Below are 14,468 nucleotides of genomic sequence, written 5' to 3'. Positions count from 1 at the left end.
ATTAAATTGACTAGGGAAAGGAATTTCTTACGAGTTAAATTAAGTAATAAATACTCATTTTAACTCGTTCATTAGTTTAAAACGATGCAGATGAGAATTAAATCTTTTCTTAAAATCATTAATACTTAGCTGGAAATTTTTTGCTTTATTAATGTTTTGTGTAAACTGATGATCTTTTGAATTACATAGAAAAAAATTGGCCAGCTCTTCATTAGTATCTAATGAATAAGTATTAATTTGTAAAGTCTCAGGAGCAACTCCTAAAATTTTAGAAAGTTTAATCCCATTTATTTCACCTCTTTCAATTTCTTCATATGCCGTGTTATTAGTTGAAATCAAAAAAATACAAAAAAATCGAATATATAAATCATCATTATCGACATACTTGGTTTCATTTTTAACAAGCACATGATCTATCTCAATATATAAAATTAATTTTTCAACATCTCTTAAAGAAAGATTGTTTCCAACAATCATTCTCTTGAAAAAATCCATCCTATCAGAAACCATTGATTTGACCACCTCATAATTACTTTCTTTAAGTTTATTTTCGAAATGTTTTTCAGAATTATGAACAGATTCCAATTTAGAATCCGGAGACAATTTAAATTGATATTTAAAGAATTTATCTAAATATGTTTTCTCATTAGGATTGGAAAGACCATATTTATGCTGTAATGCGGAGTTTATTTGATCAAGATTAGCGACAAAAATAAATTTAATTTGATCCAATTCAAATAAGTGCTTCACTATCTCAATCATTGCTATCGAGAAATCGGGGCGACATCGATCTAATTCATCAATAAATATATACAAAGGATTTTGTTCAGCAATTTCTTTGAGCTTATCTTTTAATAATTTGATGTTCTGTTCAAGTTGAGTATAGCTTTCGAACAATGAATTAAGATAGGAAGTAGTGGAATCCTCAGCAACATTGGCTATATTCTGCATCATTTCATCTGCGTATTTTCCAGTAAAATGAGAAGCCGCAGCTTTAGCTATTCCTAAGGTTATGACTCTTAAAATAGGAATAGTAATTTCTTTAAATTTTTGTACAGATTTCCCGGGTAAAAAAGATGATATAGAAGCAAAAAAGGCTAACAAAGGTTCATTAGTATGATCTGCCTTGAAAGCATCAAAATAAATACAAATATTCTCAGTATTATTTTCCTTGATAAGATTGATTAATTTTTTGCAAAATATGGTTTTTCCTATCCCCCATCCACCGTCAATAACCATAGGTGAAATAGATAATTTAGACAATAGTATATTCAAATTATTAGCTATAATTTTTCTATTAAATTCATCCTGACTTTCGAAAGTATTTAGGTTTTCTAATTCCATTTTCAATCCTAATAAATATTACGGAAACACCTCTGAATCTGAATAACAGGTCCGATAATCTCTGCTTTAATTTTAGTTTTGACGTGAACATTAGCCCAATCCTCATTGAATGCAACCAATTCAAATTCTGGAGCTATTTTTGAAGCAGACAATTGTTTATATTTGCGAATAATAATTTCAACATCTGAATCAAGCTTCGCAGCAACAAAATCACTGGGCATGGCTAAAGCTTCAGGATCAATAATCATCACATCCCCGATCCGAAACTCGGGCACCATACTCTCATCCTTAACCACCAAAGCAAAGGCATTTACCCCAATACGCTCACTTAGTTTTGCACTAAGTGGAATGAAATCAACCTTGTCCGAATAATTGCCGCTTTTAATTTGCTCTATGTAGAAGGCAGGATCACAAGCCTGTTTATAATCCAATACAGGCACTAAGGTACCAGCACCTGGAATCTTCTTGGCTTTACCTTCTCTATCATCCGACAAACACATTAAAAACGCAGGTGAAAGCTCTAAAGCCTTGGCAAGTTGTTTTATTTCGTTGGGTCCTGGTGTTCTATCACCACGCTCATAATTGTTGATGCTGGAGATTTTTAGGTTTTCAGTCAGGTCTGCCAGTTCTTTGCGAGTTAACTTTTTTGCCAAACGCTCTTGTTTTATACGCTGGCCAATTTTTTCTTTGATGTTCATATCCATTTCGCAATCAAGCCTTTCAAAAAAAAGAATTTAGATATTGACAGCAACTCCATTTGTGGTAATTTGTAACCACAAATACTCAATATGAGTATTTTATAATTTCGAATAGAGCTTCAATATTCCACGTTATTATCAAAAAATAACACAGAACGAGCTAGAAGCCTACTGTTTTTAAGGAAGAAACGAGCGATGGACTTCGTTATTAATCATGATGAATTAGCAGCCCTAAAGGGATTACCTCATCTGCAACAACTGGTTTACCTGCGAGGAATTAAACCCTATATGAATAAAAAGACAGGGATTGTGGGCGCAGATCATTCCATTAGCTATCAATTTATTGCCGACCAGCTTTCTGTTGAGCCTCAACGAGGGATTAAAGGCACTATTATTTCTCGTGCACAGATTAGGCGAGCTCTTGCAGGAATTGCACAAGCTGGCCTAATCCAATTTAAATGCGAAAAACAACAGCTGATTTTGGAGTGTTCATTCGCTTTAACAGACTATTTTGTTCAAAAGAAAGCCATCACAAAGCCGTCACACTTACCCGTCACAACAAATTGTTCACAATCTCTTGAAAAATATGATTATTTTCACAATGACAAGTTAAAAGCCGTCATATGCGAGGAGGCAAAGGCCGTCACTCCTCTTATTAATAGAAATAATTATATATATTTATTACAGCAATTTGAAAAATTTTGGTTGCTGTACCCCAACCCTATAGTTTGCTTGGATAAAGCCATTATACACTTTATCATAAGTACCCACTAAAAATTTGAAAATTTAAATTTTATTCGCTAACTTATTGATTTTACTATGCCGTTGCGCGGAATCGAACCGCGGACCTATTGATTACGAATCAATTGCTCTACCGACTGAGCTACAACGGCAGTGGGGGAAAGTATATCTTTGGCTTGCGATTGGTGCAATATTCGGTGATGGATTTATCCCTCTTCCCTGAGGGTCTGTGCTTACGCTTTTTGATGCAAGACTACGCCCAGTGTCCAGTCGCCGCTTTGGTCGGCGCTTAGGTAATGAATGGGTTGCTCGGGTTGTAATCCGTAACCATCGACCATCAGCGCGTAATAGTAAGCTGGGAACAGGCAATAGCCGTAAACGTATTCGTTGTTGGGGTATTGTGAATTAATGGTTGACCACTGCTGTTGGCAGAAATCGCTGTTGGCTTGCGCAATCAGACTCTGATTGTTGAATTCATTCGCGTTAAAGACAAAGGGTTTGCTTTTCGCCAATTCCACGACCCCGCCGAGACCATACCATTCTTTGACCGGATTGGCAGACAACACAGGCTGTACAACTTCATTGACATGGTGGACACTGTTTAACAAAGGTGCGACTTCGCCCTCGCAGGCGTAGGCATCACCTTGAGCGGGAATGCCGTCCGGTAATTCGTAATTGGTGATGAAACAACTGGCGGAATCGAGAAACTGATGCGACACTTCAGTTTGCCCTAATCCAAGAAAACTGTGCACAAAGAGTGAATAATGTTGGCCGTAAAGGGTAAACTCCTGTAAATCCACGGGTGCGATATTTCCCTTGCCATGAACAGGAAACGTTATCTGAACCGAAGCGCCGCCCATGTCCATCACACCCACGGTGTTTTGAGCGGTATTTTTAAAATTACCCAGTTGGTAATTCACCGATAACCATCCGTAAAGTCCTTCCTCATTGCCGGTAATGGTTTTAGCACTTTGCAATTGCCATTGCGATTGTTGGCCAAACCAGTTTTGCAGGTACCCATACAATTGCTGCTGCTTGGGCTGCGGCAATAAACGCATGCCGGCGGTGGAATAAAAATAAACCGGCAGTGACGACTCCGGAGCGCCGGAAAACAAAGTGGTTAAATAGCCATCTATAGTGGCTTGATTGGCGTCCAGTGTGGCAAAACCCGGTTTGATTTTTTTGCTCCACTTTTCGCTGATGTTAATCGGGGTATTGGTATTATCCAAATCGTAGGCGTAAATGTGGACACGCGATCCGGTGCTGCCAGCATCGACAACAGCCAAGCAGTGGCCTTTTTGACACTCAGGAATTTGGGCACTTACGGTCAGGCTTACACCCAGAAACAGCACACTACCAATAAAACGAACAGCGACATTCATTTAAAAACACCCTTTTTAGCAAGTGCGCATAGACTAACTTATGTTCAATTTATTGTCAATAAGATCTGCTGATGGACAATAATTAACCTGCCTCACGCTCCCAGCACACGGGTTCCAGCCCCTTCCCTTTCTGCAGCGAGAGACGAACCATACCGCAAGCCATGGTATTCAACACCTGACTTCCTGCCTGCTCCAGTGTGGTTAATGTTTGCGCATGAGGAAAATGATACCGGTTATCAAACCCGGCGGAGATTATCGCAAAACGGGGTTTAACCTGATTGATGAACGCTGGCGAGGACGAGGTTTTGCTGCCGTGATGGGCCACCACCAGCACCGCGGCCTGAAGCCTGCCAGAGTACCTCTGTACCAGATAGTCCTCCCCCTTTTTCTCAATGTCGCCGGTAAGTAAAACGTGCTGCCCCTTTCGGCTAATCTGAAGGATGCAGGAGGAGTTGTTCTTGTCATTAAACTGCTGCAGCACAGGAAAAAAATGGAATTGAATGCCATCCCATTCCCAATCCGGGTAGTGGTGGCACGTCTGTCCGCGATGATAAAAATCAACCCGATCCACCAGCAACTCCGCACCAGGATACTGTTCCTCGATTGACTCAAGCCCTCCCCGATGGTCCAAATCAGGATGACTGATGATGATTTTATCAATGCGGGGAATGCCCATGGCCTGAAGGTAAGGAATAACAGCCAGTTTTCCCATGTCACTGCCATGGAAAAATTTCATACCGGTATCGTAGATAAGGTAATGCTCCCGGGTGCTGACCACAATGGCCAACCCCTGCCCCACATCCAGCACGTCAATACGGGCCTCGCCCCGTTCAAGACGCGACGGTTTGGGAACCCACACCGCCAACAGCATGCAAAACAAGGCGGGCCAGATTAATTTTAAAGGCAGCACCAGCAAGAGTCCCAGGACCAACAGCAGGATCACCACGGTGCTTATTTCCTGAATACCAACCTGCAGATTGACCATGGCAAACGAATCAATCCAGCGCAAATAAAGCAAGAGCAGTTTAGTGGTGCCAATAACCGGCATCATCAACCAGGAGGAGGAAACAACATTGCTGATAATCAAACTAATCAGCGATAAAGGGACCAGAACAAAGCTGACCAAGGGAATGGCCAACAGGTTAGCCAGCAACCCATTGATCGCCCCATAACCAAAACAATACAGAGTCACGGGCATCAATCCGGCCAGACAGGCCAGTTGCAGCGCCAGGGTTTGTTTTATACCGGTCAACCCATAGCGGCGATGCGTGATAATCAACACTGCCACCGCCATGAACGACAGGTAGAAACCGGGCAACAGGACGGCATGGGGTTCATACAAAAGCACCAGAAACAACCCATACCGCCAGGCCTGCCAGACAGTAAACTGTCGGCTTAACCAATAGCGTGACAACAACAGCACCGTCCCGACCAGCGAACGCTGTGCGGGTACACCAAAGCCTGCCAGCAAGGCATAACTGAACGCCGCGAGCATGCCAGCCAGACTGCCGGCCTGCTGTGATGGACAAAAAAGGCATAACCGCCCCCAACGCCGCCATAGCCATTGCGTAATCCCCATACAAAATCCGGCCACCAACCCAATGTGCGCACCCGAAATAACCATTAAATGAGTGGTCCCGGTACGGCGAAACAAATCCCATGACTCAGAACCCATCTGATGAGTGACGCCCAGAGTCAACGCCTGAACAATGCCCAACTCCTCGCCTTTAGGAATACTGCGCGTCAGGTTAGCTGCCAACCGCTCCCGCCAGACCAGCAGTTTGTCCGCTGGCGCCTCCTTGATCAACAGGGATTGGCCTGGTTTCAGATAGCCTGTCCACGTCACGTGCCTCGCCGTCAGCCAACGCCGGTAATCAAAAGCACCTGGATTACGAAGATTAATCGGGCGTTTTAACTTGGCATGGAATTGCCAGCCTTGTCCCGCATGCACCTCGGGACAACGTTGGTAACAATTTAAGAGCATTAATGCCTTGGCCGGTTGACCGTTAATCGCCGTTAATGCCAACTGAAACTGGGTTTTATCCGTGTGAACCGCAGGAATGGAAACAACCGTTCCTTTAATCAGGGCCTGCTGTATCACGGGCGTCAGTGGCATGTTTTTTTCTGCGATGGCATGCTGATGAAGCCACGACCAAAGGCAGGCCGCCAGAAACCAGACAAGGATTCCCCAGCCGGCTTTAAACAGTAAACCAAAAAAAACAACGACGAGTGCATAAAGCGATTGCGAATAAAAAAACGCAATGCCTGCAAAAAAGCAGAGTATCCCCATAAGCGAAAACTGGACTTGCGACATACCCGGTAAATTAAGCAAAACCGGTTGCCGCGACAAGCGTAATTATTACCTGTTTTGGGGGAAGGTCCATTGCGGGTAAAATTACTTATTCGCAAAAAACTAGCAAAATCAAATGGATTGCAATACGATAAATTATCGCAGGTGAAATGGACATTACCATGATTATTGTCGCTTTAAACGAACATGCAAGGGACACTCGTGCGGCCATTACCCCCAATAGTCTCAAACACTACCAGAAATTGGGATTGACCGTTCACTGTGAGCAGAACGTTGGGGCCGCTTGTGGTTTTACCGACAGCGCCTATCAGGAAGCGGGTGCCGTGATTGTCAGTGATCGCGCCCTTCTCTTGCAGGAGGCCGATATTCTGGCCTGCGTCAGCGTGCCGTCGCCGGCTGACCTGCCGCAATTAAAAAGAAATGCGCTGTTAATAGCGCCTTTCGATAATGAACCCGAGAGCCCCTTAATGCAGTGGTGCCAGCAACAATCCATTACTGCGTTTTCAATGAATCTTATTCCCCGCATCAGTCGGGCACAAAGCATGGACAGTTTATCATCGCAGGCCAACCTGGCCGGTTATCGGGCGGTTCTTGAGGGCGTGGCCCATTTTAATCGTGCCATTCCGATGATGATGACCGCAGCCGGCATGATTCACCCCGCCAAAGTGCTGATCCTTGGTGCCGGTGTCGCTGGTTTGCAGGCCATTGCCACGGCCAAACGCCTGGGTGCGGTAGTCTATGCGTTCGACGTTCGTCGCGCCGCCAAGGAACAGGTTGAAAGCCTCGGCGCTGAATTCATTGAAGTCAGCACGGATGAAGACAGTGAAACCAGCGGCGGTTATGCCCGGGAAATGAGCGAGGAATATAAAAAACAACAGGCAGAGCTGATTCATCAATACGCCACACAAGCTGACATTGTGGTCACGACTGCCTTGATACCGGGGCGTCCGGCACCAGTGCTGATTACCCGAGAAACCGTTAACCAGATGAAACCGGGCTCTGTGATTGTCGATATTGCCACCTCGCGGGGTGGAAACTGCGAACTCAGCCAGCGGGATGAAGTGATTCATCATCAAGGCGTTACGATTGTAGGTTACAGTAACTTAGCCGGGTTCATTCCAGCCACAGCCAGTGAGCTTTATGCTAACAACGTGGTCAATCTGTTGAAATTGTTGGTGACCTCACCGGATGCCTTGACCTTCAATGCCGAAGACGAGATTGTGAAACAGGCCACATTAACGCATGAAGGCCGCTATTTTCCTTTTCAAACCACTGAGACCAAGGAGGCCATCAATGCCTGAAGTCAGTTCGTTAAGCAATGCCTATGTGGCCATTTTAACCATTTTCGTGCTGGCCTGTTTTGTTGGTTATTATGTGGTCTGGAAAGTCACGCCCGCACTGCATACGCCTCTCATGTCCGTCACCAATGCGATCTCGAGCATCATTATCCTTGGGGCACTGATTGCCACAGGCATCCGTATGACCGGGACCATTACCGTGTTGGGCGGCCTGGCCATTTTTATCACGGCTATCAATATCTTCGGCGGTTTCGTCGTGACGCAACGCATGCTGCGCATGTATAAAAAGTAAGAGGACAGTGCCATGACTACGCTTATTTCATTTTTTTATTTGATTGCCGCCGTTTGTTTTATTCTGGCACTCAAAGGGCTTGCCAGTCCTTCCAGTTCACGTCGCGGCAACATGCTGGGTATTTTGGGGATGATTATCGCCGTGGGGTCAACCCTGATGATGCCTTCAATTAACCATCATCTGCTGCTTATCAGCCTGATTATTGCTGGCGGACTCATCGGCACCCTTATCGCCTTGAAAATCAACATGACAGCCATTCCGCAACTGGTCGCCGGCTTCCATTCACTGGTGGGTCTTGCAGCCGTACTGGTCGCTTTTTGCGCCTACCTTGCGCCTTCGGCGTTTCACATCGGTTCTCCCGGTGCCATTGAAAAAACCAGCCTGGTTGAGATGAGTCTGGGCCTGATTATCGGTGCTATTACCTTTTCAGGCTCCATCATTGCTTTTCTTAAATTACAGGGTTTGATGTCCGGTCAACCGGTGCGATTTGCCGGACAGGGTATTGTGAATGCAATCATTGGTCTGGCGATTGTCGCCTTGCTGGGCGTGTTTATAGCCACTCAATCCGTTCATGTGTTCATCGTCATGGCCCTATTGTCTTTTTTAATTGGTGTGTTGCTGATTATTCCCATCGGCGGTGCGGATATGCCGGTGGTGATTTCCATGCTGAACTCCTACTCAGGCTGGGCGGCAGCCGGTATTGGCTTTACGTTAAGCAACCATCTGCTGGTTATCACCGGCGCATTGGTGGGGGCAAGCGGGGCTATCTTAAGTTACATCATGTGCGTGGGCATGAACCGCTCCATTATCAACGTCATCTTTGGCGGCTTGCAGGGCGGCGACAGCGCGCTGGCGGCGAGCCGGCACGAAAACCAGAACGTACGTCAGGCCAATGGTGAAGACGCGGCGTTCTTACTCAGCAATGCCAAAGACGTGATTATTGTTCCCGGGTACGGCATGGCCGTGGCCCATGCCCAGCATGCGGTAAAAGAACTGGTGGACGCCCTTGAGAAAAGCGATATCCGCGTCCGTTTCGCCATTCATCCGGTGGCTGGGCGTATGCCTGGGCATATGAACGTTCTGCTCGCTGAGGCCAACATTCCCTATGATCGTGTGTTTGAACAAAGTGAGATTAACCGGGATTTTTCAACCTGCGACGTGGCCTTTGTTATTGGCGCGAATGACATTACCAATCCGGCGGCCAAAACCGATCCTAATTCTCCCATCTACGGCATGCCCATTCTCGAAGTCGAAAAGGCAAAGACTGTCCTGTTCGTCAAGCGCAGCTTATCAGCAGGTTATGCTGGCGTTGATAATGATTTGTTCTTCCGCGACAACACCTACATGTTGTTTGGCGATGCCAAAGTCATGACGGAATCAATAGCTAAAGCACTGGAGGAAATGCACTGAGATAAGTTTTCGTTAAGGTACATGTAGTACAATTTTAAGCCATGCTCATCTTGGTTGTGTTGTTATGATAATTTTGTATGTACCTTTTCCTAGAAACAGTGCCGGAGACTTAGCGTCGGGAATGAATGCGTGGGTAAACAATCACGTCTACCATTTTGGCAACACAATTCAGGTGATCTTTTATCAGGACGAGATTGACTATGATGCAATTCCTCCCTCCACTGCCATCTATCTCTGTGCCCATGGTTCCTCCAGTGATGAACTGAAGCTGTATAACCACAGTAATCTCGATGTCAGCGAGAGCATTTCCATGGAAGAGACCGCGATGCGCTTTAGCAGTGATTTTCTTTTTATTCACTACAAAATTCAGGACCTTCACCTGTACTGTTGTGGAAGCAAGGAAAAAAACCATGCCTTGGCCCAATTGATTCAGAGTAATTTGCCTGCAATTCAGGAAAATCGTATCCATTATTACCAGGGCAGTTTGACTTCAGCCGCCCAAAATGGAGAATTATTTTCCATCATGGGCTCCAATTGGTTGCCTGTCGCTCAAGTTAAATCCACCGTTCCTCGCACCAGAGAGCAGGAGATTAACGAAGAGGGATCCACTGCATCCTCAAAATTTTATTTGCATTATTTATCCACCCGCCGTCCCTGCAGTGATCACTCTAAAGCAGAACGCCAGGAAAGAAGGCGCCAGAATTTTTTTGAAGAGAGCCGGGCACATCGACAACTTGATATTATTAACAATCGCAGGCAATGCACGAAAATGGAATGGGTAGCAGACGAAATGGAGCTCTCGACGGTCTTTTCTTCCTGACATCTCTGTGAGTGGGCTTGCGGCTGCAATGGGTTAATTGATCCGAGCTTTCTTTGAGCCTGCACAGATGCCCCTCTTCCATTCGGTGTGCCGATTTATTTGCCAGACAATAAAAATAAAGCTATCTTAGCTCCCTGAATTGACACCAAGGAGCAACAATGCTTAAAAAAACAGCGTGTACGTTACTGGCCGCCTGTGCCCTCTTCAGTGGTTCCTCACTGGCCGCAACTCATCATGAGCTTGCTCCAGGAATTACTGTGGAATATGACCTTCCCCCCAATAGCCCGCAAGTGTTTTCCAATTATTTTTTCTGGACTGTCACTGCCACCTGCGTCATGCACAGTGAAGACCCCAGCAATAATATCTTGGTCAAGGCATTAAGCAAATCCGGTAAAATCAATGGGATGCCGCTCACTAAAGGGCAACAAACCGTCATCACCATCCACAACCGGGATCACATTGAAATCAGTGCCGACTCCGGTGCCCAGGTGGAATTAACCAATTATGGTCCTCACACCGTGAAGGCAACCTGCTCCACCTAAACGTGCTTCCCCCTCCATGAGGGGGAAATCCCATTAATGTTCACGCGTCGCAGAAAATGTGATTTTTGGATAACGTTCTTCTGCCATCGTCAGATTGACCCGCGTTGGTGCTAAATACATGAGGGTATCGCTGCCATCCAATGCCAGATAATCATGCGCTTTGATTTTAAATTCGCTCATGGCCTTTTCATCGTCGGCATAAACCCAGCGGGCACAGGAGACATTGACGGACTCATAAACACAATCCACTTTATACTCGTGCTTCAGGCGATGAGCCACCACATCAAACTGCAGTGTTCCTACGGCACCCAAAATCAGTTGATTGCTGTTTAAAGGCCTAAATACCTGCGTCGCCCCTTCCTCTGATAATTCAATCAACCCCTTAATCAGGGCTTTGCTCTTTAAAGGATCCTTTAAACGCACCAAACGAAAGAGTTCCGGCGCAAAATTGGGAATGCCGGTGAATTTGAGGGTTTCTCCCTGCGTAAAGGTATCGCCAATACGGATCGTGCCATGATTATGCAGACCGATAATATCCCCAGCCATGGCCATTTCCGCATGCGAGCGATCGCCTGCCATAAACGTCAAGGCATTGGCAATCTGCACTTCTTTGTTCAGGCGCAGATGGCTAAGTTTCATGCCCCGTTTAAACGTACCCGAACAAATGCGCAAAAAAGCAATACGGTCGCGGTGTTTCGGATCCATATTCGCCTGGATTTTAAAAACAAAGCCGCTGAAATTGTCTTCCTCTGGCTGCACCATTCTCTCCGTGGCCTGCCGCGGCATGGGGCCGGGTGCGTATTGGGCAAAATCATCCAACAGCTCTTTAATTCCGAAATTATTGATCGCAGACCCAAAATAAACCGGCGTCATTTTCCCGGAAAGGTAATCGTCAAGGCTAAAGGCATGCGAGGCGCCCTTGACCAGCTCGATTTCATCGCGAAGTTCCTGCGCGCTGTCACCCAGAAGCTCATCCAATTGAGGATTATCCAGTCCCTTGATTGCCAGGGCCTGCTGCTTCTCTGTGTTTTTACCCGGTTGGTAAATGTACACGGTGTCCTGGTAGAGATGATAAATGCCCTTAAACCGTTTACCCATCCCTACAGGCCAGGTCACCGGTGCGCATTGAATACCCAGAACGGTTTCGACCTCATCCAGCAATGAAATGGGTTCGCGGCCTTCACGGTCCAGTTTGTTAATGAACGTCATGATGGGCGTATCACGCAAACGGCATACTTCCATCAGTTTCACTGTTCTTTCTTCCACCCCTTTGGCCACATCGATTACCATCAGCGCTGAATCCACAGCCGTTAACGTGCGGTAGGTGTCTTCTGAGAAGTCTTCGTGACCGGGGGTATCCAGCAAATTCATCACATAATCATTGTGTACGAACTGCATCACGGACGTGGTAATGGAAATTCCCCGTTCTTTTTCCATTTCCATCCAGTCGGAGGTGGCATGCCGGTCCGCCTTGCGGCCTTTTACCGTTCCTGCAAGCTGAATGGCGCCTCCGAACAGGAGTAGCTTTTCCGTTACTGTGGTTTTACCCGCATCGGGGTGGGAAATAATGGCAAAGGTCCTTCGTTTTCGAAAGTCCAGGTAAAAATCGGTCATAATCTCGCCTGCGATGGATTCATGCTGCGGATTTTAAGTGAAATTACGCGAACAAACAATTTATCCCTTGTCTGGCGAAGTTTTCTTTTGGATTTATACTAAGCATATGTACAATTAATAGTCACTCGATATAAAATAGCCGGGTATCCGGTATCAATTCCCTTAAGGATGTGCATGTTAACTTTTAAAGCGCTGACCGCCAATTGCGGCAATGGCACTCCCGGAGAGGCCGCCGCACAAAACATTCAGGCTGCCGCTCAAAACACAGACATTACGTTTCTTTTTTGCCAGGAAGCCCACTTTCAAAAGACACGAGAGGAACTTCAGGCGAATCTGCCAGACAACCTGACCATCACCCCCATTCATAGGATGCCCACGCACACCAAAGGGAAAACCCAGCTTCATAAACGCACCGGCATTATGATTCTTGCCATCCATAGTCACGACGTTACCATTCAAAAAAATGCCGATGACCAGGTTCGCATTCGCCGAGGCGCACGGATTTCAGGCTCAGCCTACAACAAGGGCGGTGTTTTCTCCCATCTGATTGTGCAAAAAAAGGATGAGCAATTTACCCTGGATTTAACCAGCGCCCATCTTGATTCAGCTAACGAAGAAACGCGGGCGCTGGATTGGGCCAACATTCATCAGGCACAACGCGTGCAGGCGTCCAGCTACGAGGAGTTGTGTCGAAAACTACCCGATACGGTGATCTCCGGTTTTGATGCCAATACCCGCAATCAATTGCAGGACGATGAGGCTTCAACGAACTGTTGGCAGGAAGGCCGGCGCATTCCGGCCATGCAAAGCCTGGTCATGGCACCCTTGGGCAATCATCGTGAGTCTCGCGAATCGACTTATAAAACCCATGTCGAGAACGTGTTAAATGTCGCGGATAAAAAACGCCCCAATTACGCCAAGGGCGGCATGCTGGATTTGGTTTGTTATAATCATCCGGATACTGCGCGCGAGCAGGCAACATCTCAAACCGTGACCATTGAAGAAGCCTCTTTTTTTGAATCCGTGGTTGAGGGTCAATCACGTGATCATGCCATCATTGGCAGTGAGGCTGTAGTCCTTGACAAAGCGTCCGATTTTGACAAAGTCAGACATTCCATTGGTTGTGCCTTAGCCTTTGCAGCCCCCGAGCTTGCCGCACACATTTTAAGCGATGAGTTTACAGAAACGGAAGGAAACCAACGCTATTTATTTGAGATTCATCAACTCTACCTATCGCCTGAGGGTTTACTGCAGAAAAAACTCTACGAACATACCGAGAAGCTTGGTTTTTTAAATAGCGAAGTGAAGGGCCATACTGCACAGCATAACGTGTCAGCCATACAGATGCACTTATTCCCTGACCAACCCTGGTTTTCTTTCCCTGCACACCACATTCCACTGCAGTACGAGGATTTGGCAGCCCACAAGCAGTTCCTCACGCAGTTATCCAAACTGGATGACCTGGAACAATTCTGTCTGGGAAATCCTTTTTCACTGCAGGAAAAAAAGTTGATGGTGGTCGTTTTGTACCAGGCGAGAAAAGCTCTTCAACAGGCCATTTCTGAAAAACAACAGGCGTCCATTATTCAGCACACGGACAAGCTGATTAAGGCGATTCAAATCCTCTGTGATTATAAAGAACACCTCGAACAGGAAAACAAAATAGACGAACTCGGTGAGGAAGAAAACGCAACGGATGGATGGCATGCCAAGAAAAGCAAGGTGGTGAACCGGATGATTACCATACTCCTTACACCCCAGGCACCGGCTAAAACACTTCATCAGCTTTGTAACGAGGTAACAACGGCACAGGCCATGCTGGCCACACACCGCAAGAACGATCCCTTCAACCGCATGCTTCGCTGGTTAAAATCGTTGCTTTCCCCCAGCCTGGCTGAAACCCACGGGGCTTTTTTTGCCAGGGGCATGTCATCAACCCTTCAACAGGAGGAAGCGAAATTATCCCCCCTGAATGAACCAGCGGATCCGGAATCGCCTGAATCAGGCCCTTCCTGA

General features: G+C 46.2%; 12 protein-coding genes and 1 tRNA gene. 7 read left to right on the top strand and 6 right to left on the bottom strand.

Annotated elements, in window-relative coordinates; translation table 11 throughout:
* Positions 1 to 54: 54 nt before the first annotated feature.
* Positions 55 to 1,344, bottom strand: a complete 1,290-nt coding sequence (locus DYE45_RS06290; protein WP_115300618.1) for a KAP family P-loop NTPase fold protein — start codon at positions 1,342 to 1,344, stop codon at positions 55 to 57.
* 8 nt (positions 1,345 to 1,352) lie between these two features.
* Positions 1,353 to 2,042, bottom strand: coding sequence for a helix-turn-helix domain-containing protein (locus DYE45_RS06285; protein WP_115301070.1), 690 nt, complete (start codon positions 2,040 to 2,042; stop codon positions 1,353 to 1,355).
* 195 nt (positions 2,043 to 2,237) lie between these two features.
* Between DYE45_RS06285 and DYE45_RS06280 the strand changes: the two genes are divergently transcribed.
* Positions 2,238 to 2,816: a hypothetical protein gene (locus tag DYE45_RS06280; RefSeq protein ID WP_115300617.1), complete on the top strand. Its 579-nt coding sequence runs from the start codon at positions 2,238 to 2,240 to the stop codon at positions 2,814 to 2,816.
* A 46-nt stretch (positions 2,817 to 2,862) separates the two neighbouring features.
* Here the strand turns inward: DYE45_RS06280 and DYE45_RS06275 are convergent.
* The 3 genes from DYE45_RS06275 to DYE45_RS06265 form a co-directional block, all read right to left on the bottom strand.
* Positions 2,863 to 2,935: transfer RNA gene (locus DYE45_RS06275), tRNA-Thr, on the bottom strand.
* Between the two features lie 81 nt (positions 2,936 to 3,016).
* Positions 3,017 to 4,165: an acetate and sugar kinases/Hsc70/actin family protein gene (locus DYE45_RS06270; protein WP_108295039.1), complete on the bottom strand. Its 1,149-nt coding sequence runs from the start codon at positions 4,163 to 4,165 to the stop codon at positions 3,017 to 3,019.
* An 82-nt stretch (positions 4,166 to 4,247) separates the two neighbouring features.
* Positions 4,248 to 6,515, bottom strand: a complete 2,268-nt coding sequence (locus tag DYE45_RS06265; protein WP_115300616.1) for a DNA internalization-related competence protein ComEC/Rec2 — start codon at positions 6,513 to 6,515, stop codon at positions 4,248 to 4,250.
* A gap of 122 nt (positions 6,516 to 6,637) precedes the next feature.
* On the opposite strand from DYE45_RS06265, the gene DYE45_RS06260 reads away from it, so the two are divergent.
* From DYE45_RS06260 to DYE45_RS06240, 5 genes are all read left to right on the top strand, one after another.
* Positions 6,638 to 7,777 (top strand): Re/Si-specific NAD(P)(+) transhydrogenase subunit alpha, encoded by a 1,140-nt coding sequence (locus DYE45_RS06260; protein WP_108295081.1) that lies wholly within the window; start codon positions 6,638 to 6,640, stop codon positions 7,775 to 7,777.
* Positions 7,770 to 8,066 carry a proton-translocating transhydrogenase family protein gene (locus DYE45_RS06255; protein ID WP_108295043.1) on the top strand — a complete coding sequence of 99 codons (297 nt, stop codon included), beginning with the start codon at positions 7,770 to 7,772 and terminating at the stop codon, positions 8,064 to 8,066. Before DYE45_RS06260 ends, DYE45_RS06255 begins: the two co-directional genes overlap by 8 nt.
* A 12-nt stretch (positions 8,067 to 8,078) precedes the next feature.
* On the top strand, positions 8,079 to 9,476 hold the full coding sequence (locus DYE45_RS06250; protein WP_108295045.1) for an NAD(P)(+) transhydrogenase (Re/Si-specific) subunit beta: 1,398 nt from the start codon (positions 8,079 to 8,081) through the stop codon (positions 9,474 to 9,476).
* A gap of 121 nt (positions 9,477 to 9,597) precedes the next feature.
* Complete coding sequence (locus DYE45_RS06245) at positions 9,598 to 10,296, top strand: hypothetical protein (protein WP_108295047.1); 699 nt, start codon at positions 9,598 to 9,600, stop codon at positions 10,294 to 10,296.
* Positions 10,297 to 10,454: 158 nt separating this feature from the next.
* Positions 10,455 to 10,838 (top strand): hypothetical protein, encoded by a 384-nt coding sequence (locus DYE45_RS06240; RefSeq protein ID WP_108295049.1) that lies wholly within the window; start codon positions 10,455 to 10,457, stop codon positions 10,836 to 10,838.
* 33 nt (positions 10,839 to 10,871) lie between these two features.
* On the opposite strand, the gene DYE45_RS06235 is transcribed toward DYE45_RS06240, so the two are convergent.
* Positions 10,872 to 12,452, bottom strand: a complete 1,581-nt coding sequence (locus DYE45_RS06235) for a peptide chain release factor 3 (protein WP_115300615.1) — start codon at positions 12,450 to 12,452, stop codon at positions 10,872 to 10,874.
* A gap of 174 nt (positions 12,453 to 12,626) precedes the next feature.
* Between DYE45_RS06235 and DYE45_RS06230 the strand changes: the two genes are divergently transcribed.
* The gene (locus DYE45_RS06230; RefSeq protein ID WP_115300614.1) at positions 12,627 to 14,468 is read left to right on the top strand and encodes a hypothetical protein; all 1,842 of its coding nucleotides are present in this window, start codon (positions 12,627 to 12,629) and stop codon (positions 14,466 to 14,468) included.

Source organism: Legionella taurinensis (assembly GCF_900452865.1).
Classification (GTDB): Bacteria; Pseudomonadota; Gammaproteobacteria; order Legionellales; family Legionellaceae; genus Legionella_C; species Legionella_C taurinensis.
The sequence above is the reverse complement of the archived record's forward strand: the minus strand, read 5'-3'. Positions and strand labels throughout refer to the sequence as shown.